Source organism: Streptomyces nitrosporeus (assembly GCF_008704555.1).
GTDB lineage: Bacteria > Actinomycetota > Actinomycetes > Streptomycetales > Streptomycetaceae > Streptomyces > Streptomyces nitrosporeus.
Genome location: NZ_CP023702.1, coordinates 4983904 through 5009189, shown reverse-complemented (window position 1 = coordinate 5009189; position 25286 = coordinate 4983904). Strand labels below are relative to the sequence as shown.

17 protein-coding genes, 1 tRNA gene and 3 pseudogenes are annotated in these 25286 nt (G+C 71.4%); 11 read left to right on the top strand and 10 right to left on the bottom strand.

All coding sequences use genetic code 11. The features are described from left to right. Positions 1–5: 5 nt before the first annotated feature. The 7 genes from CP967_RS22195 to glmS all read left to right on the top strand — a co-directional run bounded on the left by CP967_RS22195 (position 6) and on the right by glmS (position 9151). Positions 6–2144 carry an acetyl-CoA carboxylase biotin carboxylase subunit gene (locus CP967_RS22195; protein ID WP_229888356.1) on the top strand — a complete coding sequence of 713 codons (2139 nt, stop codon included), beginning with the start codon at positions 6–8 and terminating at the stop codon, positions 2142–2144. 26 nt (positions 2145–2170) lie between these two features. Further along, positions 2171–3100, top strand: coding sequence for a hydroxymethylglutaryl-CoA lyase (locus tag CP967_RS22190; protein ID WP_190175080.1), 930 nt, complete (start codon positions 2171–2173; stop codon positions 3098–3100). Positions 3101–3108: 8 nt separating this feature from the next. Further along, a complete protein-coding gene (locus tag CP967_RS22185; RefSeq protein WP_150489650.1) occupies positions 3109–4275 on the top strand; it encodes an acyl-CoA dehydrogenase family protein in 1167 nt (388 codons plus the stop codon). 279 nt (positions 4276–4554) lie between these two features. After that, complete coding sequence (locus tag CP967_RS22180) at positions 4555–5586, top strand: ABC transporter substrate-binding protein (RefSeq protein WP_150489649.1); 1032 nt, start codon at positions 4555–4557, stop codon at positions 5584–5586. Between the two features lie 390 nt (positions 5587–5976). Continuing rightward, entirely contained in the window at positions 5977–6897 is a 921-nt protein-coding gene (locus CP967_RS22175) for a DUF4429 domain-containing protein (RefSeq protein WP_150489648.1), read from the top strand. A gap of 87 nt (positions 6898–6984) precedes the next feature. Beyond that, the gene (locus CP967_RS22170) at positions 6985–7260 is read left to right on the top strand and encodes a hypothetical protein (RefSeq protein WP_150489647.1); all 276 of its coding nucleotides are present in this window, start codon (positions 6985–6987) and stop codon (positions 7258–7260) included. Positions 7261–7321: 61 nt separating this feature from the next. Then, entirely contained in the window at positions 7322–9151 is a 1830-nt protein-coding gene (glmS, locus tag CP967_RS22165) for a glutamine--fructose-6-phosphate transaminase (isomerizing) (RefSeq protein WP_150489646.1), read from the top strand. Positions 9152–9334: 183 nt separating this feature from the next. Here glmS and CP967_RS22160 read toward each other — a convergent pair whose 3' ends face one another. After that, entirely contained in the window at positions 9335–9856 is a 522-nt protein-coding gene (locus CP967_RS22160; RefSeq protein WP_150489645.1) for a universal stress protein, read from the bottom strand. A 1007-nt stretch (positions 9857–10863) separates the two neighbouring features. On the opposite strand from CP967_RS22160, the pseudogene CP967_RS22155 reads away from it, so the two are divergent. The 4 genes and pseudogenes from CP967_RS22155 (at position 10864) to CP967_RS22140 (ending at position 14306) form a co-directional block, all read left to right on the top strand. Then, positions 10864–12092, top strand: a pseudogene (locus CP967_RS22155) (helix-turn-helix domain-containing protein). A gap of 10 nt (positions 12093–12102) precedes the next feature. Beyond that, positions 12103–12708: an oligoribonuclease gene (gene orn, locus CP967_RS22150; protein WP_150489644.1), complete on the top strand. Its 606-nt coding sequence runs from the start codon at positions 12103–12105 to the stop codon at positions 12706–12708. Between the two features lie 124 nt (positions 12709–12832). After that, positions 12833–12905: transfer RNA gene (locus CP967_RS22145), tRNA-His, on the top strand. A gap of 1065 nt (positions 12906–13970) precedes the next feature. Continuing rightward, entirely contained in the window at positions 13971–14306 is a 336-nt protein-coding gene (locus CP967_RS22140) for a hypothetical protein (RefSeq protein ID WP_150489643.1), read from the top strand. Between the two features lie 216 nt (positions 14307–14522). On the opposite strand, the pseudogene CP967_RS22135 reads toward CP967_RS22140, so the two are convergent. The 9 genes and pseudogenes from CP967_RS22135 to CP967_RS22090 all read right to left on the bottom strand — a co-directional run bounded on the left by CP967_RS22135 (position 14523) and on the right by CP967_RS22090 (position 25227). Further along, a pseudogene (locus tag CP967_RS22135) lies at positions 14523–15715 on the bottom strand (cellulose-binding domain-containing protein). Positions 15716–16083: 368 nt separating this feature from the next. Beyond that, positions 16084–17127 (bottom strand): LacI family DNA-binding transcriptional regulator, encoded by a 1044-nt coding sequence (locus CP967_RS22130; protein ID WP_150489642.1) that lies wholly within the window; start codon positions 17125–17127, stop codon positions 16084–16086. 371 nt (positions 17128–17498) lie between these two features. After that, complete coding sequence (locus tag CP967_RS22125) at positions 17499–18959, bottom strand: GH1 family beta-glucosidase (protein ID WP_150489641.1); 1461 nt, start codon at positions 18957–18959, stop codon at positions 17499–17501. 142 nt (positions 18960–19101) lie between these two features. Next, positions 19102–20025 (bottom strand): carbohydrate ABC transporter permease, encoded by a 924-nt coding sequence (locus CP967_RS22120; RefSeq protein WP_150489640.1) that lies wholly within the window; start codon positions 20023–20025, stop codon positions 19102–19104. 15 nt (positions 20026–20040) lie between these two features. Next, positions 20041–21039 carry a carbohydrate ABC transporter permease gene (locus CP967_RS22115; RefSeq protein WP_150489639.1) on the bottom strand — a complete coding sequence of 333 codons (999 nt, stop codon included), beginning with the start codon at positions 21037–21039 and terminating at the stop codon, positions 20041–20043. A 235-nt stretch (positions 21040–21274) separates the two neighbouring features. Then, positions 21275–22600, bottom strand: a complete 1326-nt coding sequence (locus CP967_RS22110) for an ABC transporter substrate-binding protein (protein ID WP_150489638.1) — start codon at positions 22598–22600, stop codon at positions 21275–21277. A gap of 636 nt (positions 22601–23236) precedes the next feature. Next, positions 23237–23509: pseudogene (locus tag CP967_RS34770) on the bottom strand (ATP-binding protein); the annotation flags it as partial. Positions 23510–23805: 296 nt separating this feature from the next. Then, entirely contained in the window at positions 23806–24708 is a 903-nt protein-coding gene (locus tag CP967_RS22095; protein WP_150489637.1) for a spermidine synthase, read from the bottom strand. 147 nt (positions 24709–24855) lie between these two features. Then, positions 24856–25227: a hypothetical protein gene (locus tag CP967_RS22090; protein WP_150489636.1), complete on the bottom strand. Its 372-nt coding sequence runs from the start codon at positions 25225–25227 to the stop codon at positions 24856–24858. Positions 25228–25286 lie beyond the last annotated feature (59 nt).

The following is a 25286-nucleotide window of genomic DNA, read 5'->3' as shown; positions in this document are numbered from 1 at the left end:
CCCGCATGTTCAGCACTGTTCTGGTCGCCAACCGTGGCGAGATCGCGGTCCGGGTCATCCGGACCCTGCGGGAGCTCGGCATCCGGTCGGTCGCCGTCTTCAGCGACGCGGACGCCGACGCCCGCCATGTGCGCGAGGCGGACACGGCCGTCCGTATCGGCCCGGCGGCCGCGGCCGGGAGCTACCTCTCGGTGGAGCGGCTCCTGGACGCCGCCCGCCGTACGGGCGCCGAGGCCGTCCATCCGGGATACGGCTTCCTCGCCGAGAACGCCCACTTCGCCCGCGCCTGCGAGGAGGCGGGGCTGGTCTTCATCGGCCCGCCCGCCTCGGCCATCTCCCTGATGGGCGACAAGATCCGCGCCAAGGAGACGGTCGCGGCGGCCGGGGTGCCGGTGGTCCCCGGATCGTCGGGCAGCGGGCTGACCGACGCCCAGCTGGCCGGGGCCGCCCGGGAGATCGGCGTACCGGTCCTGCTCAAGCCGTCCGCGGGCGGCGGCGGCAAGGGCATGCGGCTGGTGCGCGACGAAGCGCTGCTCGGCGACGAGATCGCGGCGGCCCGGCGTGAGGCGCGCGCGTCCTTCGGTGACGACACCCTGCTGGTCGAGCGGTGGATCGACCGGCCGCGCCACATCGAGATCCAGGTGCTCGCCGACGCCCACGGGAACGTCGTCCACCTCGGCGAGCGGGAGTGCTCGCTCCAGCGCCGCCACCAGAAGATCATCGAGGAGGCCCCCTCGGTGCTGCTCGACGAGCGGACCAGGGCGGCGATGGGCGAGGCCGCCGTCCAGGCGGCCCGTTCCTGCGGTTACGTCGGCGCGGGCACCGTCGAGTTCATCGTCCCGGGCAGCGACCCGTCCTCGTACTACTTCATGGAGATGAACACCCGCCTCCAGGTGGAACACCCGGTCACCGAGCTGGTCACCGGCCTGGACCTGGTGGAGTGGCAGCTGCGGGTCGCCTCCGGCGAGCCGCTGTCCCACACCCAGGCGGACATCACGCTCACCGGGCACGCCGTGGAGGCCCGGGTCTGCGCCGAGGACCCGGCGCGCGGCTTCCTGCCGTCGGGCGGCACCGTGCTCGCCCTGCACGAGCCGCAGGGCGGCGGGGTGCGGACGGACTCCGGGCTGAGCGAGGGCGTGCCCGTGGGCAGCGCCTACGACCCGATGCTGTCGAAGGTCATCGCCTACGGCCCCGACCGGGCGACGGCGCTGCGCCGGCTGCGAGCGGCGCTCGCGGACACGGTGGTGCTGGGCGTCCCGACCAACGCCGGGTTCCTGCGCCGGCTGCTGGCCCACCCGGCGGTCGTGGCGGGCGACCTGGACACGGGCCTGGTGGAGCGCGAGGCGGACGGCCTGGTGCCGGACGGTGTGCCGGAAGAGGTGTACGCGGCGGCGGCGCTGCTGCGGCAGCCGTCCCCGGTGGCCGCACCCGGGCCGGACGCGGCCACCGGGGGTGCTCCCGGCTGGGTGGACCCGTTCTCGGTGCCGAGCGGCTGGCGGCTCGGAGGCACTCCCGCCCGGACCTTCCACCACTTCCGGGTGCCGGGGCACGATCCGGTGCGGATCGGCGTCCGGGCCGGCGCGGACGGTGCGGCCGAGCTGGACTTCGGGTATCCGGGGGAGCGGGAGGACCCGGCGGACGCGTGCGGCCCGGTGCCTTCGCTCCCCGCACCCGGGGCCGCCCGCCTGGTCGGGGCGCCGGGGCGCCGTGTCACGGTCGAACTCGACGCCGTCACCCACACCTTCAGCCTGGCCCGCTCCCCCGAGGGCGTCTGGATCGGCCGGGACGGCGACGCCTGGCACGTGCAGGACCACGACCCGGTGGAGGCCTCGCTGAGCGGGGCGGCCCACGCGGGTGCCGACACGCTCGCCGCGCCCATGCCCGGGACGGTCACCGTGGTGAAGGTGGCCGTCGGGGACGAGGTGGCGGCGGGGCAGAGCCTGCTGGTGGTCGAGGCGATGAAGATGGAGCACGTCATCTCCGCCCCGCACGCCGGGACCGTCACCGAGCTGGACGTCACCGCCGGCACCACGGTTGCCATGGACCAGGTCCTGGCCGTGGTCACCCCGGCGCCCACCGGCACCGGCCCGGACCCCGCCGCCGGCCCCAACACCGTCAACGCCACCGTCGCGGAGGAAGCATGACCGGCACGCCCGGCACCGCCCTGCCCATGACCGTGCCCGCGTCCGGGCTGCCCGCCCGGGTCCGTATCCATGAGGTCGGGGCCCGCGACGGCCTGCAGAACGAGTCCACCGTCGTCCCGACCGAGGTGAAGGCGCAGTTCATCCGCAGGCTCGCCGAAGCGGGGCTGGGCACGATCGAGGCGACCAGTTTCGTGCACCCGAAGTGGGTGCCCCAACTCGCGGACGCGGAGCGGCTGTTCCCCCTGCTCGGTGACATCGCGGACATCGGGGACGTCGAGCTCCCCGTCCTGGTGCCCAACGAGCGCGGCCTGGACCGGGCGCTGGCGCTGGGTGTCCGCCGTATCGCGGTGTTCGGCTCGGCGACGGAGACGTTCGCGGCCCGCAACCTCAACCGCACCGTGGACGAGTCGCTGGCCATGTTCGAACCGGTCGTCGCCCGTGCCAGGGCGGACGGGGTCGCGGTGCGCGGCTACCTGTCGATGTGCTTCGGCGACCCGTGGGAGGGCGCCGTGCCGCTCGGCCAGGTGGTCCGGGTCGCGAAGGCCCTGATGGACCTCGGCTGCGACGAGCTGTCCCTCGGGGACACGATCGGTGTGGCCACCCCCGGCCAGGTGGCGGCCCTGCTCGCCGCGCTGGCCGAGGCGGGTGTGCCCACCGCCGCGGTCGGGGTCCACTTCCACGACACGTACGGCCAGGCGCTCTCCAACACCCTGGCCGCGCTCCAGCAGGGGGTGACGACGGTGGACGCCTCGGCGGGCGGCCTCGGCGGCTGCCCGTACGCCAGGAGCGCCACCGGGAACCTCGCCACCGAGGACCTTGTGTGGATGCTCGACGGCCTCGGCATCGAGACCGGGGTCGATCTCGGCGCACTCACCGCCACGAGCGTGTGGATGGCCGAACAACTGGGCCGGCCGAGCCCGTCCCGTACCGTCCGCGCCCTCTCTCACAAGGAGTGATCCCTCCCATGTCCCTGGACCACCGGCTGACCGCCGAGCACGAGGAACTGCGCCGTACCGTCGAGGAGTTCGCCCACGAGGTGATCGCCCCGAAGATCGGTGACTTCTACGAGCGCCACGAGTTCCCGTACGAGATCGTGGCCGAGATGGGGCGGATGGGCCTGTTCGGGCTGCCCTTCCCGGAGGAGTACGGCGGGATGGGCGGCGACTACCTCGCCCTGGGCATCGCCCTGGAGGAGCTGGCCCGGGTCGACTCGTCCGTGGCGATCACCCTGGAGGCAGGTGTCTCGCTGGGCGCCATGCCGGTCCACCTCTTCGGCACGGAGGAGCAGAAGCGGCGGTGGCTGCCGAGGCTCTGCTCGGGTGAGGCGCTCGGCGCTTTCGGGCTGACCGAACCGGACGGCGGTTCCGACGCGGGCGGCACGCGCACCACCGCGGTACTGGACGAGGCGACGGACGAGTGGGTGATCAACGGCTCCAAGTGCTTCATCACCAACTCGGGCACGGACATCACCGAGCTGGTCACGGTCACCGCCGTGACCGGCCGCAAGGAGAACGGCGCCCCGCTCATCTCCTCGATCATCGTCCCCTCCGGCACCCCCGGCTTCACCGTCGCCGCCCCGTACTCCAAGGTCGGCTGGAACGCCTCGGACACCCGCGAGCTGTCCTTCTCGGACGTCCGCGTCCCCGCGGCCAACCTGCTCGGCCAGGAGGGCCGGGGGTACGCGCAGTTCCTGCGGATCCTGGACGAGGGCCGGGTGGCGATCTCCGCACTGGCCACCGGGCTCGCCCAGGGCTGTGTGGACGAGTCCGTGAAGTACGCGAAGGAACGTCACGCTTTCGGGAAGCCGATCGGCGCCAACCAGGCGATCCAGTTCAAGATCGCCGACATGGAGATGCGGGCGCACATGGCCCGGGTCGGCTGGCGGGACGCCGCGTCCCGTCTGGTGGCGGGCGAGCCGTTCAAGAAGGAGGCCGCGATCGCCAAGCTGTACTCCTCGACGGTGGCCGTGGACAACGCGCGTGAGGCGACCCAGATCCACGGCGGGTACGGCTTCATGAACGAGTACCCGGTGGCCCGGATGTGGCGCGACTCCAAGATCCTCGAAATCGGTGAGGGCACCAGCGAGGTCCAGCGGATGCTGATCGCCCGCGAGCTGGGGATGAACGCCTGACCGAGGACCGGCGGCTGAGGGCCGGGGGCCGGAGGGCCGGTGAACAGTGAGCGGTGAACAGTGAGCGGTGACCGCACGGCAGTCCGGCCGCACGGCGGCACAGCCACACAGCCGCTCAACCGCTCAACCGCTCAACCGCTCGGTCTCACCCGGAAAGGGCCGCCCTCGGTAACGAAAGGGCGGCCCTTTCCAGCCACGCGAGACCGGAATGTGAGGTTAGGCTAACCTTTCCTTCGAATCGTTGGCGGCCCGCCATGACCCGCAGGAAAGCAGACTGACATGCCCCACGTCCGGATACCCTCCCTCTCCCGTCGCGGTCTGCTGGCCGCGGGCGGGGCCGTCGGTCTCGGCGCCGTGCTCGCCGCCTGCGGTGACGGCGGCGGCGACTCCTCCACGGAGTCCGGTTCGGGTACGGCGAAGTCGGGCCCGTGGAGCTTCGAGGACGACCGCGGCCGGACCGCCGAGGCCGACTCGGTCCCGAAGAACATCGTGGCGTTCATCGGCGTCGCCGCCGCGCTCCACGACTACGGCGTCGAGGTGAAGGGCGTCTTCGGACCGACGAAGACCGCCGACGGCAAGCCGGACGTGCAGGCCGGCGACCTCGACATCGACAAGGTCGAGGTGCTGGGCAACGTCTGGGGCGAGTTCAACGTCGAGAAGTACACCTCGCTCGCCCCGGAGCTGCTCGTCACCGCCATGTGGGAGAAGGACGCCCTGTGGTACGTGCCGGACCAGTCCAAGGACAAGATCCTCCAGCTGGCCCCCAGTGTGGCCCTGTGGGCGGCCGAGACCACCGTGCCCAAGGCGATCCAGCGCCACGAGGACCTCGCGGCCTCCCTGGGCGCGGACGTCGAGGCCAAGAAGGTCACGGACGCCAAGGCCCGCTTCGAGAAGGCCGCCGCCCGGCTGCGCGCCGCCGCGAAGTCCCAGCCGAACATCAAGGTCATGGTCGGCTCCGCCAGCCAGGACCTCTTCTACGTCTCGCTCGCCAAGATGTCGGCCGACACCCTCTACTTCCAGGAGCTCGGCGTGCGGTTCGTCGAGCCGAAGGTCAACGAGGCCGGTTTCTTCGAGGAGCTGAGCTGGGAGAACGTCGACAAGTACGACGCGGACATCATCATGATGGACAACCGTTCCTCGGCCCTCCAGCCCGACGCCCTGACCTCCAAGCCGACCTGGGCCCAGCTGCCCGCGGTCAAGGCCGGCCAGGTCGTCCCGCGTACGACGGAGCCCATCTACTCCTACGACAAGTGCGCCCCGATCCTGGAAGACCTTGCCGAGGCCATCGAGAAGGCGAAGAAGGTCAGCTGAGCGCCCGGTCTCTCCTGCGGCGGCCCCGTCCCCGAGTCACGCTCCGTGCGACTCGGGGGCGGGGCCGCCGCCGTACCGGGACCCTCCCCGCACCGCACCCCTCCCCGCACCGGGGCTCTCCCGTCCCCGGCGCCCCGGACGGCCCCGGTGCATCGCGCCACGGAAGGCGGTGGAACCGGCCGGGGCGGCCGGGAGACACCAGCCGTACGTGGTTCAACCAAACCGTTCAGTCGGTTACGTACGACCGGTCGGCCGTGTCGGGTGCCGGGCCCGGCCGACGACCGCCGCAGCCCGGCCCGCGACCCACCGCCGCCCGGCCTGGGCGGCCCGCCCCGCCCGGCATCGGCGACCCGCCCCGCCCGTACCGGAGGGGCTGGCAGAATCCGCCGTATGGCGGACATCATCACGCGTGACGGAACGTGGAGCTTCGACGGGGACACCCTTCGCGTCGTCCCCGGAAGCAAGGTGCACCCGGTGCGGCAGCAGCTCGGCGAGATCGCCGTCCCGCTGCGCGCGGTGGCCGGGGCCTCCTTCGAGCCGGACCGCAAGGGCGGCCGCCTCCGGCTGCGGCTGCGGGCGGGCGCGTGCCCGGTGCTGCGGGCCGCGGACGGGCGGCTGAAGGACGCGTCCGATCCGTATCAGCTGCTGGTCGAGAAGGACCGCACCGGTGTGGCCGAGTACCTCGTCGACGAGATCCGGAACGCCCTGCTGATCGAGCAGGTCCCCGACGGGCCGGTGGAGGGCTATCTGCTGCCGGGCCCGTCGGTGCCGGTCTCCGGGGGCGGCGGGGACGGCACCGCCTCCTTCGACGGGGAAACGATCCGCCTCGTGTGGAACTGGAAGGCGGAGGATTCCAAGACCGCGGGCGGCGCCGTCTCGTTCCCCGTCACCGAGGTGTCCGGGGTCCGCTGGGTGCCCTCCATCGGGCTGGAGAACGGCTCCCTGCGCTTCGACCGGTTCGGCACGGTCTCCTCCGCCCCGCCGAAGTTCGACCCGTACTCCCTGGATCTGTGGGGGCTCTCCAAGCGGGAGTGGACCGCGGTGCTGGTCGCCGCCGCCGTCCTCGTACGGATGCCCGAGCAGCCCACCGCCCCCACCGCCCCCACCGCCCCCGCCGCCCCCGCCGCCCTCGGCGCCGCGCCGGAGCCGGCCCCCGCCGCGGCCTCTCCCGCGCCCGCCGCCGCTTCGGCCGCCGACGACCACGACGCACTGCTGCGCAGACTCAGGGAGCTCGGCGAGCTGCGCGAGGCGGGCATCCTCACCGACGAGGAGTTCACCACCGCCAAGCAGGCCGTACTGAAACGCCTCTGAGCATGATCACGATGAAATACGGGCGACTCCTGCCCGATATCGGGCAGATTTCTTGCGAAAGTCGTCCGCTCCGAGCAATATCGACGGGTGCTCGAACGCCGCCCGTCCTATGACGACCTGATCGATCACCTCGTACGCTCCACCTCGCTCCAGCGCGGGGAAGCCTCCAGGGTGGTCCTCGACGTGCTGGCGTACTTCAACGAGACGACGGAGGCCTTCGTCCGGCGCCGCCACCGCGAACTGCAGTCCGGCGGCCTGGTGAACACGGAGATCTTCGAGCGGATCGCGGCCGAGCTGCCGCACCGCGCGGTGGCGCCGCAGGAGCTCTCGCTCCGCCAGCTGCGCCGCATCGTCTACGGCTGAACGGCCTGTGCGGGCCGGAGCGCGGGAGAAGAAGTGACATCGTCGAAGGGGCAGAGACTCTATGTGCGGGATCGTCGGATACATCGGCAGGCGTGATGTGGCTCCGCTGCTGCTGGAGGGCCTGCAGCGGCTGGAGTACCGCGGTTACGACTCGGCGGGCATCGTCATCACCGGCAAGGCCGCGGCGGGCAGGCCGGGCACCCTCAAGACGGTCAAGGCCAAGGGCCGGGTCCGCGACCTGGAGGCCCGGGTGCCCAAGCGGTTCGCCGGCACCACCGGCATCGCCCACACCCGCTGGGCCACACACGGCGCCCCGAGCGACGAGAACGCCCACCCGCACCTGGACACGGAGAACAAGGTCGCCGTCGTCCACAACGGCATCATCGACAACGCCTCCGAGCTCCGCGCGAAGCTGGTCGCGGACGGCGTCGTCTTCCTCTCCGAGACCGACACCGAGGTGCTCGTCCACCTGATCGCCCGGGCGCAGTCCGCGACCCTGGAGGAGAAGGTCCGCGAGGCGCTGAAGGTCGTCGAGGGCACGTACGGCATCGCCGTGCTGCACGCCGACTTCAACGACCGCATCGTCGTCGCCCGCAACGGCTCCCCGGTGGTCCTGGGCATCGGCGAGAAGGAGATGTTCGTCGCCTCCGACGTGGCGGCGCTGGTCGCGCACACCCGCCAGATCGTCACCCTGGACGACGGCGAGATGGCCACCCTCAAGGCCGACGACTTCCGTACGTACACCACCGAGGGCTCGACCACGACGGCCACGCCGACCACGGTGGAGTGGGAGGCCGAGTCGTACGACATGGGCGGCCACGACACGTACATGCACAAGGAGATCTCCGAGCAGGCCGACGCCGTGGACCGGGTGCTGCGCGGCCGGATCGACGACCGGTTCTCCACCGTCCACCTGGGCGGCCTCAACCTGGACGCCCGCGAGGCCCGCGGGGTCCGCCGGATCAAGATCCTCGGCTGCGGCACCTCCTACCACGCGGGGCTGATCGGCGCCGGCCTCATCGAGGAGCTGGCCCGCATCCCCGCGGACGCCGAGCCCGCCTCCGAGTTCCGCTACCGCAACCCCGTCGTGGACCCGGACACGCTGTACGTCGCCGTCTCGCAGTCCGGCGAGACCTACGACGTGCTGGCCGCCGTGCAGGAGCTCAAGCGCAAGGGCGCCCGCGTCCTGGGCGTCGTGAACGTCGTCGGCTCGGCGATCGCCCGCGAGGCGGACGGCGGGATGTACGTCCACGCCGGGCCCGAGGTCTGCGTCGTCTCCACCAAGTGCTTCACCAACACCGTCGTCGCCTTCGCGCTGCTCGCCCTGCACCTGGGCCGCATCCGCGACCTGTCGGTCGCCGACGGCAAGCGGATCATCGAGGGGCTGCGCAAGCTGCCCGAGCAGATCGGCCGGATCCTGGAGTCCGAGGACGAGATCAAGAAGCTGGCCGAGGAGTACGCGGGCGCCCAGTCGATGATGTTCATCGGCCGGGTCCGGGGTTACCCCGTCGCGCTGGAGGCCTCGCTGAAGCTCAAGGAGATCTCGTACATCCACGCCGAGGCCTACCCCGCCTCGGAGCTGAAGCACGGCCCGCTGGCCCTGATCGAGCCCGCCCTGCCGACGGTCGCGATCGTCCCCGACGACGACCTGCTGGAGAAGAACCGCGCGGCGCTGGAGGAGATCAAGGCACGCAGCGGCCGGATCCTCGCCGTGGCCCACCGCGAGCAGGAGAAGGCCGACCACACCATCGTCGTACCGAAGAACGAGAACGAGCTGGACCCGATCCTGATGGGCATCCCGCTCCAGCTGCTCGCCTACCACACGGCGCTGGCCATGGGCCGGGACATCGACAAGCCGCGCAACCTGGCGAAGTCGGTCACCGTCGAGTAGCCCACGGCCCCGCACACGAAGAGAGGGGCGGCCCCCGCGTCCACGGTCACCGCGCCACGGGCACCGCGGACGCGGGGGCCGCCCCTCCAAGCTCCCATAAGGCCCGTGAGGCCCTCAGGCCGGGAAGGCGTGATGGCCCGTCCAGGGGCACCAGCAGGGCTTCCAGGCCGTGTTGACGGGCCGTCAGGGGATGACGATGACCGGGCGCTGGGCGCGCCGGGCGAGGCGTCCGGCCACCGATCCGAAGATGCGCCCCACGATGCCGTGTGTGGAGCCGACGACGATCGCGTCCGCCGAGTACTCCCGGCCGACCTCCTCCAGCTCGTGGCAGATGTCCCCGCCGCGCTCGACGAGCACCCACGGCACCTCGGAGAGGTAGTCCGCGCAGGCCAGCTCCAGCCCGAGCACCTCGGTGCGGTGGTCGGGCACGTCCACGAAGACGGGCGGCTCGCAGCCCGCCCAGACGGTGGTGGGCAACCGGTTGGCGACATGGACGATGATCAGCCCGGAACTCAGCCTGCTGGCCATTCCGATGGCGTAGGCGAGAGCTCGTTCACTGGAGGTGGAGCCGTCGAAGCCGACCACGACTCCGTGCCGGAAGGCCGGATCGCAGGACGGGCGCGACTCTTTGACCGGCTGGGGCTCCGACCAGGGGTCGGCTACCTGCTTGCGGTCTGCGGGTTCAGGGATTTCGTGACCGGCCATCGATGTCTCGGCGAAGAGAGTCCTCGTGAGGAGGGAGCGGTTCGGAGGTGTCGCTGTGCGGTGAAGCTGTGTCCGGGAATCGTCTTCCCCACCCCTTACCCCCAAGGGTACGGCGCCACTCCTTCACTGCCCATCCCTCGCGAAGCGCATGCGGCATTGCAGGGAGCATGCCGGAGAGAGCCCCGTATGGCAATGCCGGTTGTGCCGTACATCCGGCTCGGGTCCGGCCGCCCGGCCGCGGACCCTCTCCCCCACCGCGTGAAGAACCGTTCCGTCCGGGCCCGCCGGCCCCTCCGGCGGTTTCGGGGACCGTGGCGGCCGGGCCGACCGGATCACGTCGCCGGGACGGCCCCGCGGACGGACAACCCGACCGGACGATCATCCCGGAAACCCGTCCGGAGACCGGTTCCCGCCGCCGGCCCGGAGCCGAACCGGGGCCCGGACCGGGATCATGGCACCGTTCTCACGGCTGAATGCCTTTCGCGGGGGAACACGGGGGCTGTCACAACGCGCCATCGTCCGACTCCGCTTCGTCCACGCCGCGCAGACATACCGGGCCCAGGGGAACGCAGGGGCGCACTGAAGCTCTCACCCCCCAAGGTCGTGCGCCGGTCACATGGCCGGAATCCGCGCACGCAACCGCTCGTTTTCAGCCAACTTCACCGACCCTTCTGATTCCTGGCGTCATGGCCGACCAACCCACGTGCGGGCAGGCAGGAATAGACCGCGCGGTACGCTTTGAACCGATGGAGACACGCCATGATCATCTAGCGCTCTTCCCTGGGGGCCGCGCGGGTGGAACGCTTCGTGATCGAATGCTTCGCGCCAAGTGGCCTTGTCGACATAGCGGCCGTGGGGGAAGGTGTCACGCCGGCACCGCGGAACGCAGTAGATTTCGATCTTGGGTACCGAGGACTGGGGACGCGTGCGAGACCGAGGGGAAACGTGCAGGTGCGACAGGCCCGTAGGGATCAGGGAGACGCGAACACCGAGGGGGGCTTAGCGTCATGAGCCAGGACTCCGCCACCGTGATGGAGGCTGCACGGAAACTGACCGGCCGGCGACGCCGGGAGGTGGTAGCCGTGCTGCTGTTCAGCGGTGGCCCTATCTTCGAGAGCTCCATCCCGCTCTCCGTTTTCGGAATCGACCGCCAGGACGCGGGAGTTCCGCGCTACCGGCTGCTGGTCTGCGGCGGGGAGGACGGACCGCTGCGCACCACCGGCGGCCTCGAACTGACCACGCCGTACGGCCTGGAGGCGATCAGCAGGGCCGGCACCGTGGTGGTGCCCGCCTGGCGGTCCATCACCTCGCCGCCGCCGGCCGAGGCGCTGGACGCCCTGCGCCGCGCCCACGAGGAGGGCGCGCGGATCGTCGGCCTCTGCACGGGCGCCTTCGTACTGGCGGCCGCCGGCCTGCTGGACGGGCGTCCGGCGACCACGCACTGGATGTACGCGCCGACGCTCGCCAAGCGCTATCCGTCGATCCGCGTGAGCTGTTCGTCGACGACGGCGACGTGCTCACCTCGGCCGGGACGGCGGCCGGAATCGACCTGTGCCTCCATATAGTCCGTACCGACCATGGCACGGAAGCGGCCGGGGCCCTGGCCCGCAGGCTGGTCGTGCCGCCGCGCCGCAGCGGTGGTCAGGAGCGCTACCTGGACAGGTCTTTACCGGAGGAGATCGGCTCCGACCCGCTCGCCGAGGTCGTGGCCTGGGCGCTGGAGCACCTCCACGAGCAGTTCGACGTGGAGACTCTGGCCGCGCGTGCCTACATGAGCAGGCGGACCTTCGACCGGAGGTTCCGTTCGCTGACGGGCAGCGCGCCGTTGCAGTGGCTGATCACCCAGCGGGTGCTCCAGGCACAGCGGCTGCTGGAGACCTCCGACTACTCGGTCGACGAGGTGGCCGGCCGCTGCGGGTTCCGCTCGCCGGTCGCGCTGCGCGGGCACTTCCGCCGCCAGCTGGGCTCCTCCCCCGCCGCGTACCGGGCGGTCTACCGGGCCCGGCGCCCGCAGGGCGGGATGCCGGAGGGCGTCACCGCGGTGCTGGAGTCCACGGCGGTCCCCGTACAGGGCACCGCCACGGGCCGCAGGGCGCCGATGGCGGCCGCCTCCCAGGGACTGGCGGGGATCACGGCCTCCGCACCGTCCGGGGGTCCGGGGCAGGCCCCGAAGCCCGTCTCCGAGCCGTACGGTGCCGGTCGCCCGGCTCTGCCGGGACAGCGGAGCGCCCCGTAGGGTGGGGCGTATGAACGACCGCATGGTGTGGATCGACTGCGAGATGACCGGGCTCTCGCTGACGGACGACGCACTCATCGAGGTGGCCGCACTGGTCACCGACTCGGAACTGAACGTGCTCGGTGACGGGGTGGACATCGTGATCCGCCCGCCGGACGCGTCCCTGGAGACCATGCCCGAGGTGGTGCGGCAGATGCACACCGCCTCGGGCCTCCTCGACGAGCTCGCCGGGGGCACGACCCTGGCGGACGCCGAGGAGCAGGTCCTGGCGTATGTGCGCGAGCACGTGAAGGAGCCGGGCAAGGCCCCGCTGTGCGGGAACTCGGTCGGCACCGACCGCGGCTTCCTGTCGCGGGACATGCCGTCGCTGGAGGGGTACCTCCACTACCGGATCGTCGATGTGTCCTCGGTCAAGGAGCTGGCGCGCCGCTGGTACCCGAGGGCGTACTTCAACAGTCCGGACAAGAACGGCAACCACCGGGCCCTCGCGGACATCCGTGACTCCATCACGGAGCTGCGGTACTACCGGGAGGCGGTCTTCGTCCCGCAGCCCGGCCCGGACTCGGCCCGCGCCAAGGAGATCGCGGCACGCGTGTCGCGGCCTTCCGGGAAGTAGCACGTCCTGCCTGGTCACGGCCCTTTCCGGCGCCGTGGCCGGGCCCTGGGGAAACAGGTGCGCGAGCACCCTCCCAGACCCTGTACACTTTTTCTCGGCCGGTCGGAAACGACCGGACGACATGGTGGGTATAGCTCAGCTGGTAGAGCACCTGGTTGTGGTCCAGGATGTCGCGGGTTCAAGTCCCGTTACTCACCCTCTCTGGGGAAGCCCCTGATCTGCGGAAACGCTGATCAGGGGCTTCTTCGTCGTCCTCGTGGCGGAGCGGCAGGGCCGCGAGGGTGTCCCGGTCCGGCACCTGTGCGCCGGCCCGGCGCAGATGCCCTCCGCCTGTCGGGGTCCAGGGCGCGTACCGAAAGTGTCCGTGGGAAGCCCGGTCCTTCTCGTGCCGGGGCCGGACCGGCGGCTCCCGCCCCGTGGACCGTGATCATTCACAGCCCAAGATCTGCTTTCGGTGCGCGGCCTGAGGGCCATAGCCCTGATGGAGGGTGTGTGCGCCCCTCCTTCTGGAGTGCGCCCCGTGTGAAGTGGCCCTGTACGTACCGACGTCAGCGCTCCAGCCGCGAGAGGCCCGCGTACTCCGCAGGCGGGGGCCGTAGCGGCGTCCACAGGAGCGCGCAGGGCGCGCCCGTGGGCCGTGCGGCCTCGCGGGGGCGGCCCACGAACCGGCGCCGGCGGCTCCCCGGCCGGGGCGGGCCCCTTCGGGCCACCTCAGGACACCTGAAGCGCCTGCTGGGAGCCCACGGCACAGCATTCAGCGGTGCCGGGTGCCCTGTCCGGCCGGCGGCCGAACGCCCGGGACGGCGGTCCGCTCCGGCTTCACACGTGTGCGTGTGGGACCGCATGGGGCGCGTACGCCCGGGAGGAGAGTGCGAGCCCCCCGGCTGAGCTATGTACGTGCCTGACGAAGAGGCGCAGTCTCGCTGGTGTCAGCTCCCGGCAGGGGGCTCTCCACCATCCAGGGATCCGTCGGCACGGCCGTGTCCGCAGGGCGGCACGGCGGCCGGCTCGGGGTCGGTCGCACCAAAGGCCACCGGTCCGTCCGGCCCGTGAAGGACAGATCCATGGCGGCCGCCACCGGTCCACCGCTCCTCGCGCACCGCGCCACCCGGCTCCGGCTGTACGGGAAGTACGGATACGAGGCGTCCGCCACCCCACCGAGACCTGCGAGGCCCCGCCCCGTGAGATGCCCGCGTCCGCTCCGGCATCAGCGACCCGGGAGGCGGCCGCCTCCGGTCCGCAACCCATGAGAGAGGTTCTCCATGCTCACCAGACGAGGCGGAGTCACGGCCGCAGCGGCGGCCTTGGCCGCCACGGCGCTTCTCACCGGACAGGCGTTCGCCACGACCAGCGCACAGGCCAACGGCACCTTCTACTACACCGACCTCCTCGGCGGCAGCCAGCAGGCCGTCAACCCGACCCTCGACACCTGCCAGCTCGTGTCCATCCTGGGCACGAGCGTCAGCAACCAGACCGACGCCACAGCCATCCTCTACACCGACACCAGCTGCGCCCTCCTCGCCAATCCGGTCTCCCCCGGCAGCACCCTCACCTTCGTCTTCAAGTCCTACCGCATGGTGGCGGTCCACGACGGATGAGGGGAGACGGCGAAACGCTCGGGGGGCGGCTCCTGACCGTGTCGCCGAATCGTCCGGACCGCGTACCGGAAGCGGAAGGGGCAGGAAGCCCTGGGGCGAGGGGGCGGAGTACCCGTCCCCTCGCCCCCCGCCGGCACGGGCGGGCTGACGGCCCCCGCTCCCGCGGGGCCGGTGCCGGCCCGCCTCGTCGGTGCTCCCCCGCTCTCCGGCAGGCCGTCAGCAGCCGACCGGTGAGGAGCCGACGACCACGTCGTCGAACCACAGGGTGTCGTCGCCGGTTCCGTAGCTCTCCCAGCCCAGCCGCAGGGCGGTGGGCCTGGGCGGGGTGGTCCTGGAGAGCCACTGCTGGTCGATGTCCTGCGTCGGTACGCCGTCGGCGTGCAGCCCCGGTACCTGCTCGTCGTTCAGCCAGGTGTCGAGTCCGGGTGCCGAGGTGTCGACCGCGAACCGCAGGCACTGCCAGCTGTCCGTCGGCAGCGGCCTGCTCAGTCCCACCCCGGTCGGGCTCTGTGCCGGGAGCGTGGCGTCGTCGCTCTCCCGGTTCCACTGCAGGGCGCCGTTCTGTCCGCCGATCCGCAGCGCCTTGCCGCCCTGGGAACTGTCCGGCATCGACACGAAGGTGACGTGCGCGGCCGGGAGCGCGGTGGTGTGCCGGACCCACATACGGACGTGCAGCACCGGGCCGACCGTCGACAGGTCCGCGGTGGTGGCCACGAAGGCGTGGTTGCAGTAACCGGCCCGTCCGTCCAGCCGCAGCGACCGTGTACCGCTGTGCGCGATCTGCGTGTCGACGGCGGCCGTGCCCGTGCCCTGGCAGTCGGGGGCGGTGAACTTCCAGTCCCCGGCGGGGGCCGGGCCGGTCTGGTCCTCGAAGTCCTCGCAGACGGCGGCGTCGCCGCACTCCGCGGTGGGAGGCGGGGTGGTCGGGGCGGGGTGGTCGGGGGCGGGGTGGTCGGGGGCGGGGTGGTCGGGGGTGAAGTCCCGTCACCGCCGCAGGACACGCCGTTGAGGGCGAAGTCGGTGGGCGCCGGGTCGGCCGTCCGCCAGGTCCCCTGGAGACCGAAGTCGGCGGTGCCGCCGTCCGCCAGCGCTCCGTTCCAGTCCGTGTTGACGGCGGACACGGAACGGCCGGTCTGCGTGACGGTCGCGTTCCAGGCGGAGGTGACCTGCTGGTCGCCGCCGTACGTCCACGTCAGCCGCCAGCCGCTGAGCGCGGGACCGGTGTTGGTGACACGCACCTGGGCGGTGTAACCGCCGGACCATTCGTTGACGGTGTAGTCGACCTGGCAACCGGCCGCCGTACCGGAGCCACTGGCGGGCACCGCGGCGAAGAGGGACAGGGCCAGCGCGAGAGCGGCCCCGGCCGCTGTCCAGGCTCTGCGCGGTAATCGCGGGGAGGGAATCGGCATGTGCGTCTCCTCGGAGGGGGAACCATAGGGGCAGTTCAGCAGTGGGAGCGCTCCCATTCATCACACCGACATGACGGCGTACTGTCAATACAACGGCCCGTCCGAGTTGCCCGGCCACCACCCCCGAAGCCTCCCGGCACACGGCGCCGCACACGGCGCGAGACACAGGAGGCAGGGGGTACGGGATGCACCGGTGGACCACGACGAGCCGGACGGCCCCGGACAGCACCGCCTGGCACCCGCCGGCGCCCCGCGTCCGCCCGCACACGGGCCCCTGCCCCGGCCCCAAAAGCCCTAAGCCCCCTCCCCGGAAGGCGGGTTGAGGCGCGTAGAACGCGGCCCGCACCCGCCCGGGAGGGGTTCCACGCTCAGGACGACTCGCGTACCACCAGCTCCGTGGGCAGCACGATGCGCGGGCGCTCCCCGGAGCGGCCCTCGTGGCGGCCGGCGATCTCCTGGAGGAGGACTCCGGCCATCACACGGCCCATTTCCTCGATCGGCTGCCGGACGCTGGTCAGCGGGGGGTCCATGTGGCGGGCCACCGCCGAGTCGTCGAAGCCGATCAGCGCCACGTCGTCCGGGATGCGCCGGCCCGATTCACGCAGCACCTGGCGGGCACCCGCCGCCATGACGTCGGAGGCGGCGAACACCGCGTCCACGTCCGGGCGCCGGGCCAGCAGCTCGCGCATGGCGGCCGCCCCGCCCTCCTCGCTGAAGTCGGCCGGGGCGATGAGGCGTTCGTCCGGGTCGAGGCCGGCCGAGGCGATCGCCTTGCGGTAGCCGTCGAGGCGGCGCTGGGCGCCGTAGACGTCCAGGCGGCCGGTGATGGTGGCGATGGTGCGACGGCCCCGGCTGATGAAGTGGTCGACGGCGGCGCGGGCACCCTCGAAGTTGTCGGAGTCGACGGAGGCCAGGGTCTCCGCCGCGTGCCGCCGGCCGCTGATCACGGAGGGCATGCCCAGCTGTTCGAGCAGGTCCGGCAGCGGGTCGTCGGCGTGCACGGAGACCAGCAGCACCCCGTCGACGCGGTGCGCCGTCAGGTACTGGGCCAGCCGGCGGCGCTCGCGGTCGTTGCCCGCGAGGGTCAGCAGCAGCTGCATCTCCGTGTCGGCGAAGGCCGCTCCGACGCCGCGCACGATGTCGGAGAAGTAGGGCTCGGAGAAGAACCGGGTCTCCGACTCGGGGACGACCAGGGCGATCGCGTCCGTGCGGTTGCCCGCGAGCGCGCGAGCCGCCCGGTTGGGTACGTACCCCAGCTCGGCGACGGCCGCCTCCACCGCCTCACGGGTCTGCGCACTGACACGCGGCGAGCCGTTGATGACGCGTGAGGCCGTGCCACGCCCCACTCCGGCCCGTGCCGCTACTTCTTCGAGCGTGGGCCGCCCGCCACTCCGTACTCGCGCTGCCGCCATGGCTGCCTCCCGTTCGCGGTCAATTTCTCATAGCCGGTTACCCAAGCCAAGTCCCGCTTGTCCGATGCCTGGACGCTGGTGCGACCCGACCGGCCCCGCCGCAGCGCCACCCCGCTTGGGAGCGCTCCCAAGACTACGGTGTCCGGATGACGAACACGTAAGGCGGGCACGGAAAAGCGGAAGCGGAGAAGCGGAAGCGGAGAAGCGGGAGCGGGGAAGCGGGAGCGGGGAAGCAGGCGCGAAGAAGCGAACGCGGAGGAGCCGACGCGGAGGAGCGGGAACGGAAAAGCGGGACCCGGCCCCCCGACCGGGTCCCGCTCGCCCGGGGCCGCCCGTCGTCCCCGACAAGGCGGCCCCGGTTCCTTCTCCGGTCAGACGGCCCCGCCCTGCGGGAGGCCGTGGCGGCGGATGACGTCCGCGTACCAGTGGGCGCTCTCCTTGGGGATGCGGCGCTGCGACGCGTAGTCCACGTACACCGCGCCGAAGCGCTTCGAGTAGCCGTACGCCCACTCGAAGTTGTCCATCAGCGACCACAGGAAGTAGCCGCGGACGTCCGCGCCGTCGGCGATGGCGCGCTGTACGGCGTCGAGGTGGCCGTGCAGGTACGCGATGCGCTCGGGGTCCTGGACCTTGCCCTCGGGCGAGACGTAGTCGTCGAAGGCGGCACCGTTCTCGGTGACCATCAGCGGCAGGCCGGGGTGGTCGCGGTGGACGTCCATGAGCAGGTTGTAGAGCCCGTTGGGGTCGATCGACCAGTCCATCGCGGTGCGCTCCTTCCCCTCGGCGAGGTGGAAGGCGATGTGCTCGGAGCCGGGCCACGGCGAGTGGTCGCTGGCGCCGTGGGCGTCGCTGCGCGCGTAGTCGGCCCCCTCGACGGGGTCGGAGACGAGCGTCGGCGTGTAGTAGTTGATGCCGAGCGCGTCCACCGGGCGGGAGATGGCGGCGAGGTCGCCGTCCTTGACCAGCTTCGACCAGTCCACCAGGTGCGAGGTGTCGGCGATCAGGTCCTCGGGGTACTCACCGCGGAGCATCGGACCGGTGAAGACGCGGTTGCCCACGGCGTCGATGCGGCGGGCGGCGTCGACGTCGGCGGGGCTGTCGGTGAGCGGGCGGACCTGGTGGAGATTGAGGGTGACCGAGGTCTGCGCAGCAGCGGGGAGTTGGGCGCGCAGAACCTCGATCGCCCGGCCATGGGCGAGATTGAGGTGATGGGCCGCCTGCAGCGCGGCTGCGGGCTCGGTGCGTCCGGGCGCGTGCACGCCGGAGCCGTATCCGAGATAGGCCGAGCACCACGGCTCGTTGAGGGTGGTCCACATGCCGACGCGGTCGCCGAGCGCACCGGAGACGATCGCCGCGTAGTCGGCGAAACGGTCCGCGGTGGCGCGCTCGGGCCAGCCGCCGGCGTCCTCCAGCTCCTGGGGGAGGTCCCAGTGGTAGAGGGTCGCGACGGGCATGATGCCCGCGTCGAGCAGCTCGTCGACCAGCTTGCGGTAGAAGTCCAGGCCGCGTTCGACGGCGGGGCCGCGCCCGGTGGGCTGGACCCGCGACCAGGAGATGGAGAACCGGTAGGCCTTGAGGCCGAGTTCCTTCATCAGGGCGACGTCGTCGCGGTAGCGGTGGTAGTGGTCGGCGGCGATGTCGCCGGTGTCGCCGTTGCGGACCTTGCCGGGGGTGCGGCTGAAGGTGTCCCAGATGGACGGCGTACGGCCGTCCTCGGCGGCGGCACCCTCCACCTGGTAGGAGGCGGTGGCCGCCCCCCAGATGAAGCCCGTGGGGAAGTTCGTTGCCTCGGGCGCCTGGTGGGGGGTTGCGTCGGATCGTACTGCAGTCATGCGGGAGCGCTCCCATGGATTGACGAACGTGGACGGGAAGAGCGGGGGACCCCGGTACCCGTACGGCCTGTGGTCAGGTACAGGCCGTACGGGACGGCCGGGGTCGGACCGGGAAGGACAGGACGGAACAGGCGGGCCTGGTTCAGCCCTTGACGGCACCGGACATGATGCCTCCGACGATCTGCTTGCCGAAGATCACGAACACGATGAGCAGCGGGAGCGTGCTGATGAGCGCGCCCGCCATCACGATGCTCTGGTCGGGTACGTAGGAGGCGCTCAGCTGGCCGAGTGCCACCTGCAGGGTGGGGTTGTCCTGGTTCAGCGCGAGGTACGGCCAGAAGAAGTCGTTCCACGTCTGGACGAAGGTGAGCATACCGAGCACCATCATGGCCGGGCGGGCCACCGGAAGCACGATGCTCCACACGATCCGGAGGTTGTTCGCCCCGTCCACCTTGCCGGCCTCGATGAGTTCGTACGGCAGCGCCTCCAGGAGGTACTGGCGCATGAAGAACACACCGAACGCGCTGACCAGGGTCGGGAAGATCACCGACTCCAGCTGACCGCCCCAGCCGATGTCCGACATCATCATGAACAGCGGGACGACGCTGAGCTGCGGGGGGACCGTCAGGGTGGCGATGACCATCGTCATCAGGGCGCCGCGGCCCTTGAAGCGCAGCTTGGCGAAGGCGTAGCCGGCCAGGGTGCAGAAGAACAGCGTCGCGGCGGTGATGCTGGCCGAGACGATGAGCGTGTTCCAGATGGCCTTGCCGAGCTGTGCCTGTTCCCAGGCGGCTTCCAGGTTGCTGAACAGGTTGCCGCCGGGGATGAGCGGCGGGGTGCTGTCGAGGATCTCCTCCTGGCTCCGGGAGGCCGCGACGAGCGTCCAGTAGAGCGGGAAGAGCGAGCCGAAGCCGACGACGGCGAGGGCGATGTAGGCGAAGGGGCCGGCGTGGTGCTGGCGGCCCGCGCCCTGCTTGAACCGGTTGCGCCGGGCAGGCGCGCCGGGGACGTCGTTCTTGGACACGCTGCGGCGGTCCGGGGCGGTGACGGTATGGGTCGTGGTCATGGTTATCGCTCCCGGTCAGGCCGCGGACTTGCGCGTGACGCGCCCGACGAGCCAGTTGATCGCGGCAATCAGCAGCAGCAGGGCGAGCATGGCCCAGGCGACGGCGGCGGCCGGACCGAGGTGCAGGAGGTTCCAGCCGTAGTTGTAGAGGTAGATGCTGAGTGTCTCGTACTGGTGCTCGCTGCCGCCCTGCGCTCCGTTGGCACCGCCTTCGAGGAGCAGCGGCTCACCGAACAGCTGCATCGAACCGATGGTGGAGATGACGATCGTGAAGAGGATCGTGGGCCGCAGAGCGGGGATCGTCACGTTGCGGAACTGCTGCCAGCGCGAGGCTCCGTCGATCGAGGCCGCCTCGTAGAGGTCGGAGGGGACGGCCTGCATCGCGGCGAGGTAGATCAGCGCGTTGTAGCCGGTCCAGCGCCAGATCACGATGACCGCGATGGCGATCTTGGACGTCCAGTGTCCGCTGGCCCAGTCGATGCCGTCCAGTCCGACGAAGCTCAGCAGCCAGTTCAGCAGACCGCCGTCGACCCGGAAGACCAGGGCGAAGACGAGGGCCGCCGAGGCCACGGAGGTGGCGTACGGGGTGAGGATGATCGTCCGCCAGAAGGTGCTGGCGCGCAGCTTGTAGTTGAGCAGGTGGGCCAGGCCCAGTGCGACCAGCAGCTGCGGGACGGTGGAGATGACACCGATGATGAAGGTGTTGCTGACGGCCGTCCAGAACTCGGAGTCCTGGAGGATCGTGCTGAAGTTCTCCCAGCCGACCCATTCCATCTGGTCGAGGTTGGTCATCTCCACCTTGTGGAGGGCGATCCAGCCTGTGTAGATGAGCGGGTAGAGCCCGAAGGCCCCGAAGACGAGGAAGAAGGGTGCGATGTACGCGTAGGGCGAGGCCTTGTCGTCGAAGCGCCACAGCCGGCTGCGCCATGCCTGGCGGCCGGGGGAGATGGCCTTCGGGGCGCGGCGGTCCGGCTTCGAGCCGTGTGCGCCCCGGGTGGGGGTCGATGTTGCCACAGGTGGGAGTCCTTCCCTGGGGTGTGCCGACACCGCAGGGGCAGGCCGGATTCTGGTCAGGTCCGGCGGAGGTGTCGGGTTCCATGCGCGGGGTCGGCCGCTGGAGGTGTCCGGTGGATCAGGGTCAGGCGTCGCACCCCTGGTCAAGATCTGCCGGACACTTCCCTGGACCGGCGCCGGTGCGGGCGGACCGGGACGCTCGGTAGGCGTCCGGGTCCGCCCGCAGCGGAGAGGGTCAGCCGATCACCTTGTCGATGGCCTCCGTGGCGGCCTTCCAGGCGTCGTCGGAGCTGGTGCCCCGCGTCTCCATGTTGTTGATCTGGGTCGAGATGGTGTCCTTGATGACACCGTCCTTCGGGCCGAGCACCGCGGCCGGGATCACCTGGGACTCCTCGGCGTAGATCTCACCGATGGGAGCGTCGTTGAAGTAGGGGAGCTTGGCTTCCTTGACCTCGGGAAGCTCGTAGGCGCCCTTGTTCGACGGGAAGACACCGACGGCCTTGAACACGGCGGCCTGCTGCTCGGGGGCGGTCAGCCACTTGACGAAGGCCATGGCCTCCTTGACGTGCTTGCCCTTGGCGGGCACACCCAGGAAGGAGCCGCCCCAGTTGGCAGCGGTCTGGCCCGGGGTGCGGGCGATGTCCCACTTGCCCTTGAACGCGTCACCGGCGTACGTGGAGATCTGCGCGGCCATCCACGCGGGGCAGGCCACGGTGGCGACGGTGCCCTTGCGCAGGGCCGCCTGCCACTTGTCGCTGAACTGCGGCAGACCGGCGGTCAGCTTCTTCTCGGCCGCCTCGGCGGCGAGGTCCCAGCCCGCCTGGACGCCGGCGCTCTCCTTGTAGATCGCCTTGCCGTCCTTGGAGTAGTACTGCTCCTCGTTGGAGCTGACCACGCCGTTGTACATGGCGCTGGCGGAGTCCATGAAGAAGGTGTCCTTCGGCGCCTTCTTCTGGTACTCCTCACCCATCTTGAGGTAGTCCTCCCAGCCGCCGGCGACCTTCGCGGCGACCTCTTCGCGGTCGGCCGGCAGACCGGCCTGCTCGAACAGGTCACGGCGGTAGCAGAGCGACATCGGGCCGATGTCGGTACCGGCGCCGATCACCTTGCCCTCGTCGGTGGTGGCCTGCAGGGACTTCCAGTTGACCCACTGGTTGGTGTCGATGGCCTCGGACAGGTCCGCGAACGCGTCGGCCTTGGTGTCGACGAGCTCCTTGACGCGGCCGACCTCGATGCCCTGGACGTCGGCCAGTCCGCTGCCCGTGTTGAGCTGCTGGAGGAACTTGGGGTAGTAGATCTTCTCGTCGGCCGTGGTGTTGACCTTGATCTTGATGTTCGGGTTGGCCTTCTCGTACTTCTCGTAGAGGCCCGCCTCCTTGTACCCGAACTGACCGAAGTCGGCCAGGGTCAAGGTGATCTTGCCGTTCGCGTCGGCGGCCTCCTCGGAGTCCGAACCCGAATCGCTGCAACCGGTCAGCAGCAGGGCCGCTGCGGTGAGACCGGTGGTGGCCATGACGGCGGTTCTGCGGCTTCTACCTGCGACGGTGCGGGTGATGCGCATTCCACTACTCCTTGTTCCAAGGTGGGACTGGCGTTCGATCTGCTCGGCATTCGCGCTGGTGGGTGCGGGTGCCAGGGGTACGGGAAGGACATGGGCGGTGTCGTCCCCGTACGAGCGAAAAACCTCGTTCGATATGGGAGCGCTCCCATGCGCTGATGCCGGAAGATTGCTGCCTCAGGGGGGTGGGTGTCAAGACTTGAAGACGCTTCCGTTGCCCGAGTGTGTCCTTCAAGTCACGCGACCGTGTCCGACCGCAGTCTTGCGTTCATGCGCACATACTGCATGCCGTCGAAGCCGTTCTCCCAATTTCCGCAGGTCAGAGGGGTATTGGGCCCGAACCGGGGCTCCTGGGCCGCAGGAGGGACGCGTCCGGTGGCCGATCGCGGTGCCGGATTCCAAGGTGCGGCAAAGGTTTCGGTCCGGGCCGGAAGGCCCGCCGGAAAATGAACGGGGTGAGCCGTCCCGGGGGCTTCCTGGGGGGTGCGGGAGCGCTTCCGCGTTCTTTCCCCGAACTCCGCCGCCGGTGGGGAGGGTTCGCCGGGGAGGGCGCAAAGCGGCGCAGACCCGCTCAGCGGCCCGGTTCCGCCTCGGTCCGCCGTCCCGGCTCCAACGGGGCTCCGGGGGCCCCGGAGCGGCCCGCAGAGCCCTCGAACGGCCTTTCCGGAAGGCGCCGTCCGCGTTCCGGTACCGCCGCCGTCCACCGCGCCGGCCCAGCCGGTCCCCCTCCCGGCGCGCCCCGTCCAGGGCGATCCGGAGACGCACCTCCGTGCCGCCGAGCACCGAGCGTCCGATCCGCAGGTCCCCGCCGGTGGATTCGGCGACCCGGTGGACGATGTCCAGGTCCAGCCCTGTGGACCCCACGGCGCCCGTCCCGCGCCGCCCGTGCCCTCCGGGGCGGTGCGCAGCGTCGCGACACGGGGCGGACGTGTGTAGTGCTGGAGCTGTCGGACGACGCGGCGGAGCTCGTCCCGGCCACGCCGGAACCCGGCTGGTCGATGCGGGCGCGGCCGAACACCCGGTGGATCCGGGTGGACTTCGGTGACGGGTCGGGGGGCGACGGTCTCGGTCTTCTGCACCTGGAACGGCCATCCGCCCCGGACCGAGGTGGTCGAGCAGTGACGGACCCGGGCGCGCGGTCAGACGCGTGCGGCGGCCCCGGCCGGTGGTGCCGGGCGAGGGCACCGGACAGGTACCGGGCGGCGGGTTCAGCCGAAGGTGCCGGGCGGCGGGGGCGGGGACGGCCGGGCGTCCGCGTCGGTGACGACGGCGGCGCCGCCGGTGAAGTCGGCCAGGGCGCGCCCGTGTTCGACACGGCCGGGGTGCGGATCGCCCGCCACCCGCCGGGTCAGCTCGGCGACGGCGATCGGCAGGTCGGAGGCGACCAGGACGGCGTTGCCGAAGCGGCGGCCCCGCCAGACGGTGGGGTCGGCGGCCAGCGCGAGTTCGGGGAAGAGCGAGGCGGCGGTGGCGATCTGGCCGCGGAGGTGGGCGAGCGGTGGTCCGTCGGCGAGGTTGGCGGCGTACTGGCCGCCCGGTTTGAGCACCCGGCGGACCTCGGCGAGGAATTCGGCGGAGGTGAGGTGCGCGGGCGTACGGGCCCCGCTGAAGACGTCGGCGACGATCAGGTCCGCCCAGCCGTCCTGGATCCTGCCGAGGCCCTCGCGGGCGTCGGCGGCACGCACGCGTATCCGGGCCTGTGGGTCCAGCGGGAGTTCCCGGCGTACGAACTGGACCAGTGGTGCGTCGAGTTCCACGATCTGCTGGGTGGACCGGGGGCGGGTCGCGGCGATGTAGCGGGCGAGGGTGAAGGCGCCGCCGCCCAGGTGCACGACGTGCAGCGGCTGCTTCGGGGGTGCGGCGAGGTCGATGACGTGGCCGAGCCTGCGCTGGTACTCGAAGGAGAGGTACGCCGGGTCGTCGAGGTCCACATGGGACTGCGGGGCGCCGTCCAGCAGCAGGGTGCGGGCCCGGGGGCGTTCGCGGTCGGGGACGAGTTCGGCGAGGCCGCCGTCCACCGGGGCCGAGACGGTCTCCCGGGTGTGCGCGGAGGGCCGCTCGGACCGTTTACGGGCTCCGGCGCCCTTGGCGGATGTCTCTCGGCGTGCCACGTGCGCTCGTCCTCGCTGACCGGGCCGGCCGGTGCGCCGGGGCCGGCGCGGCCGGTGCGTCCGGGCCCGTACGGCCGGTGTTCCTGTGGGACGGACCGCCCGGGGGCGGACCGGCGGCGGGATTCCGCCTGCCCGGCCATTATCGCCTCACCGCCGGTTGTCGGCCGCCTCGATGAGCAGGGCCGCCTGGTCCAGCGCGGCCCGCAGCGCGTCCGGGTCGGTGACGGGGGCGTCGGCTCCGGGGGGCAGGAGCCAGCCGCCCCCGGCGACGGGCGGCTCGGCGGGGATGCGGAGCCCGCGGCCGTCCGTGCGCGTACAGGCGCTGCCGGGGACGTCCCAGCCGTCCGCGGTGCCCGGCGGCACCAGGAAGCCGAGCGTGGAGCAGGCACCGTCGTGCAGGACGGGCCCGACGGCCGCGTGGTCGACGCCCCTGCGCAGGATGTCCACGGCCTCCAGGCCCTGACGTGCCGGGACGGTCACCAGGTCGCACGGGGTGGTGTCCGGTCCGAAGTGCGTCATGGGAACCCCCTCCTTCTCGTCTCGGGACGGGAACCGCACCCCGTCTCCGCATGGACCAA

Excerpts from the sequence above, each read along its gene's own strand:
- CP967_RS22195 (WP_229888356.1), top strand. The coding sequence starts at position 6 with ATGTTCAGCACTGTTCTGGTCGCCAACCGTGGCGAGATCGCGGTCCGG.
- CP967_RS22190 (WP_190175080.1), top strand. The coding sequence starts at position 2,171 with ATGACCGTGCCCGCGTCCGGGCTGCCCGCCCGGGTCCGTATCCATGAG.
- CP967_RS22185 (WP_150489650.1), top strand. The coding sequence starts at position 3,109 with ATGTCCCTGGACCACCGGCTGACCGCCGAGCACGAGGAACTGCGCCGT.
- CP967_RS22180 (WP_150489649.1), top strand. The coding sequence starts at position 4,555 with ATGCCCCACGTCCGGATACCCTCCCTCTCCCGTCGCGGTCTGCTGGCC.
- CP967_RS22175 (WP_150489648.1), top strand. The coding sequence starts at position 5,977 with ATGGCGGACATCATCACGCGTGACGGAACGTGGAGCTTCGACGGGGAC.
- glmS (WP_150489646.1), top strand. The coding sequence starts at position 7,322 with ATGTGCGGGATCGTCGGATACATCGGCAGGCGTGATGTGGCTCCGCTG.
- CP967_RS22160 (WP_150489645.1), bottom strand. The coding sequence starts at position 9,856 with ATGGCCGGTCACGAAATCCCTGAACCCGCAGACCGCAAGCAGGTAGCC.
- orn (WP_150489644.1), top strand. The coding sequence starts at position 12,103 with ATGAACGACCGCATGGTGTGGATCGACTGCGAGATGACCGGGCTCTCG.
- CP967_RS22140 (WP_150489643.1), top strand. The coding sequence starts at position 13,971 with ATGCTCACCAGACGAGGCGGAGTCACGGCCGCAGCGGCGGCCTTGGCC.
- CP967_RS22130 (WP_150489642.1), bottom strand. The coding sequence starts at position 17,127 with ATGGCGGCAGCGCGAGTACGGAGTGGCGGGCGGCCCACGCTCGAAGAA.
- CP967_RS22125 (WP_150489641.1), bottom strand. The coding sequence starts at position 18,959 with ATGACTGCAGTACGATCCGACGCAACCCCCCACCAGGCGCCCGAGGCA.
- CP967_RS22120 (WP_150489640.1), bottom strand. The coding sequence starts at position 20,025 with ATGACCACGACCCATACCGTCACCGCCCCGGACCGCCGCAGCGTGTCC.
- CP967_RS22110 (WP_150489638.1), bottom strand. The coding sequence starts at position 22,600 with ATGCGCATCACCCGCACCGTCGCAGGTAGAAGCCGCAGAACCGCCGTC.
- CP967_RS22090 (WP_150489636.1), bottom strand. The coding sequence starts at position 25,227 with ATGACGCACTTCGGACCGGACACCACCCCGTGCGACCTGGTGACCGTC.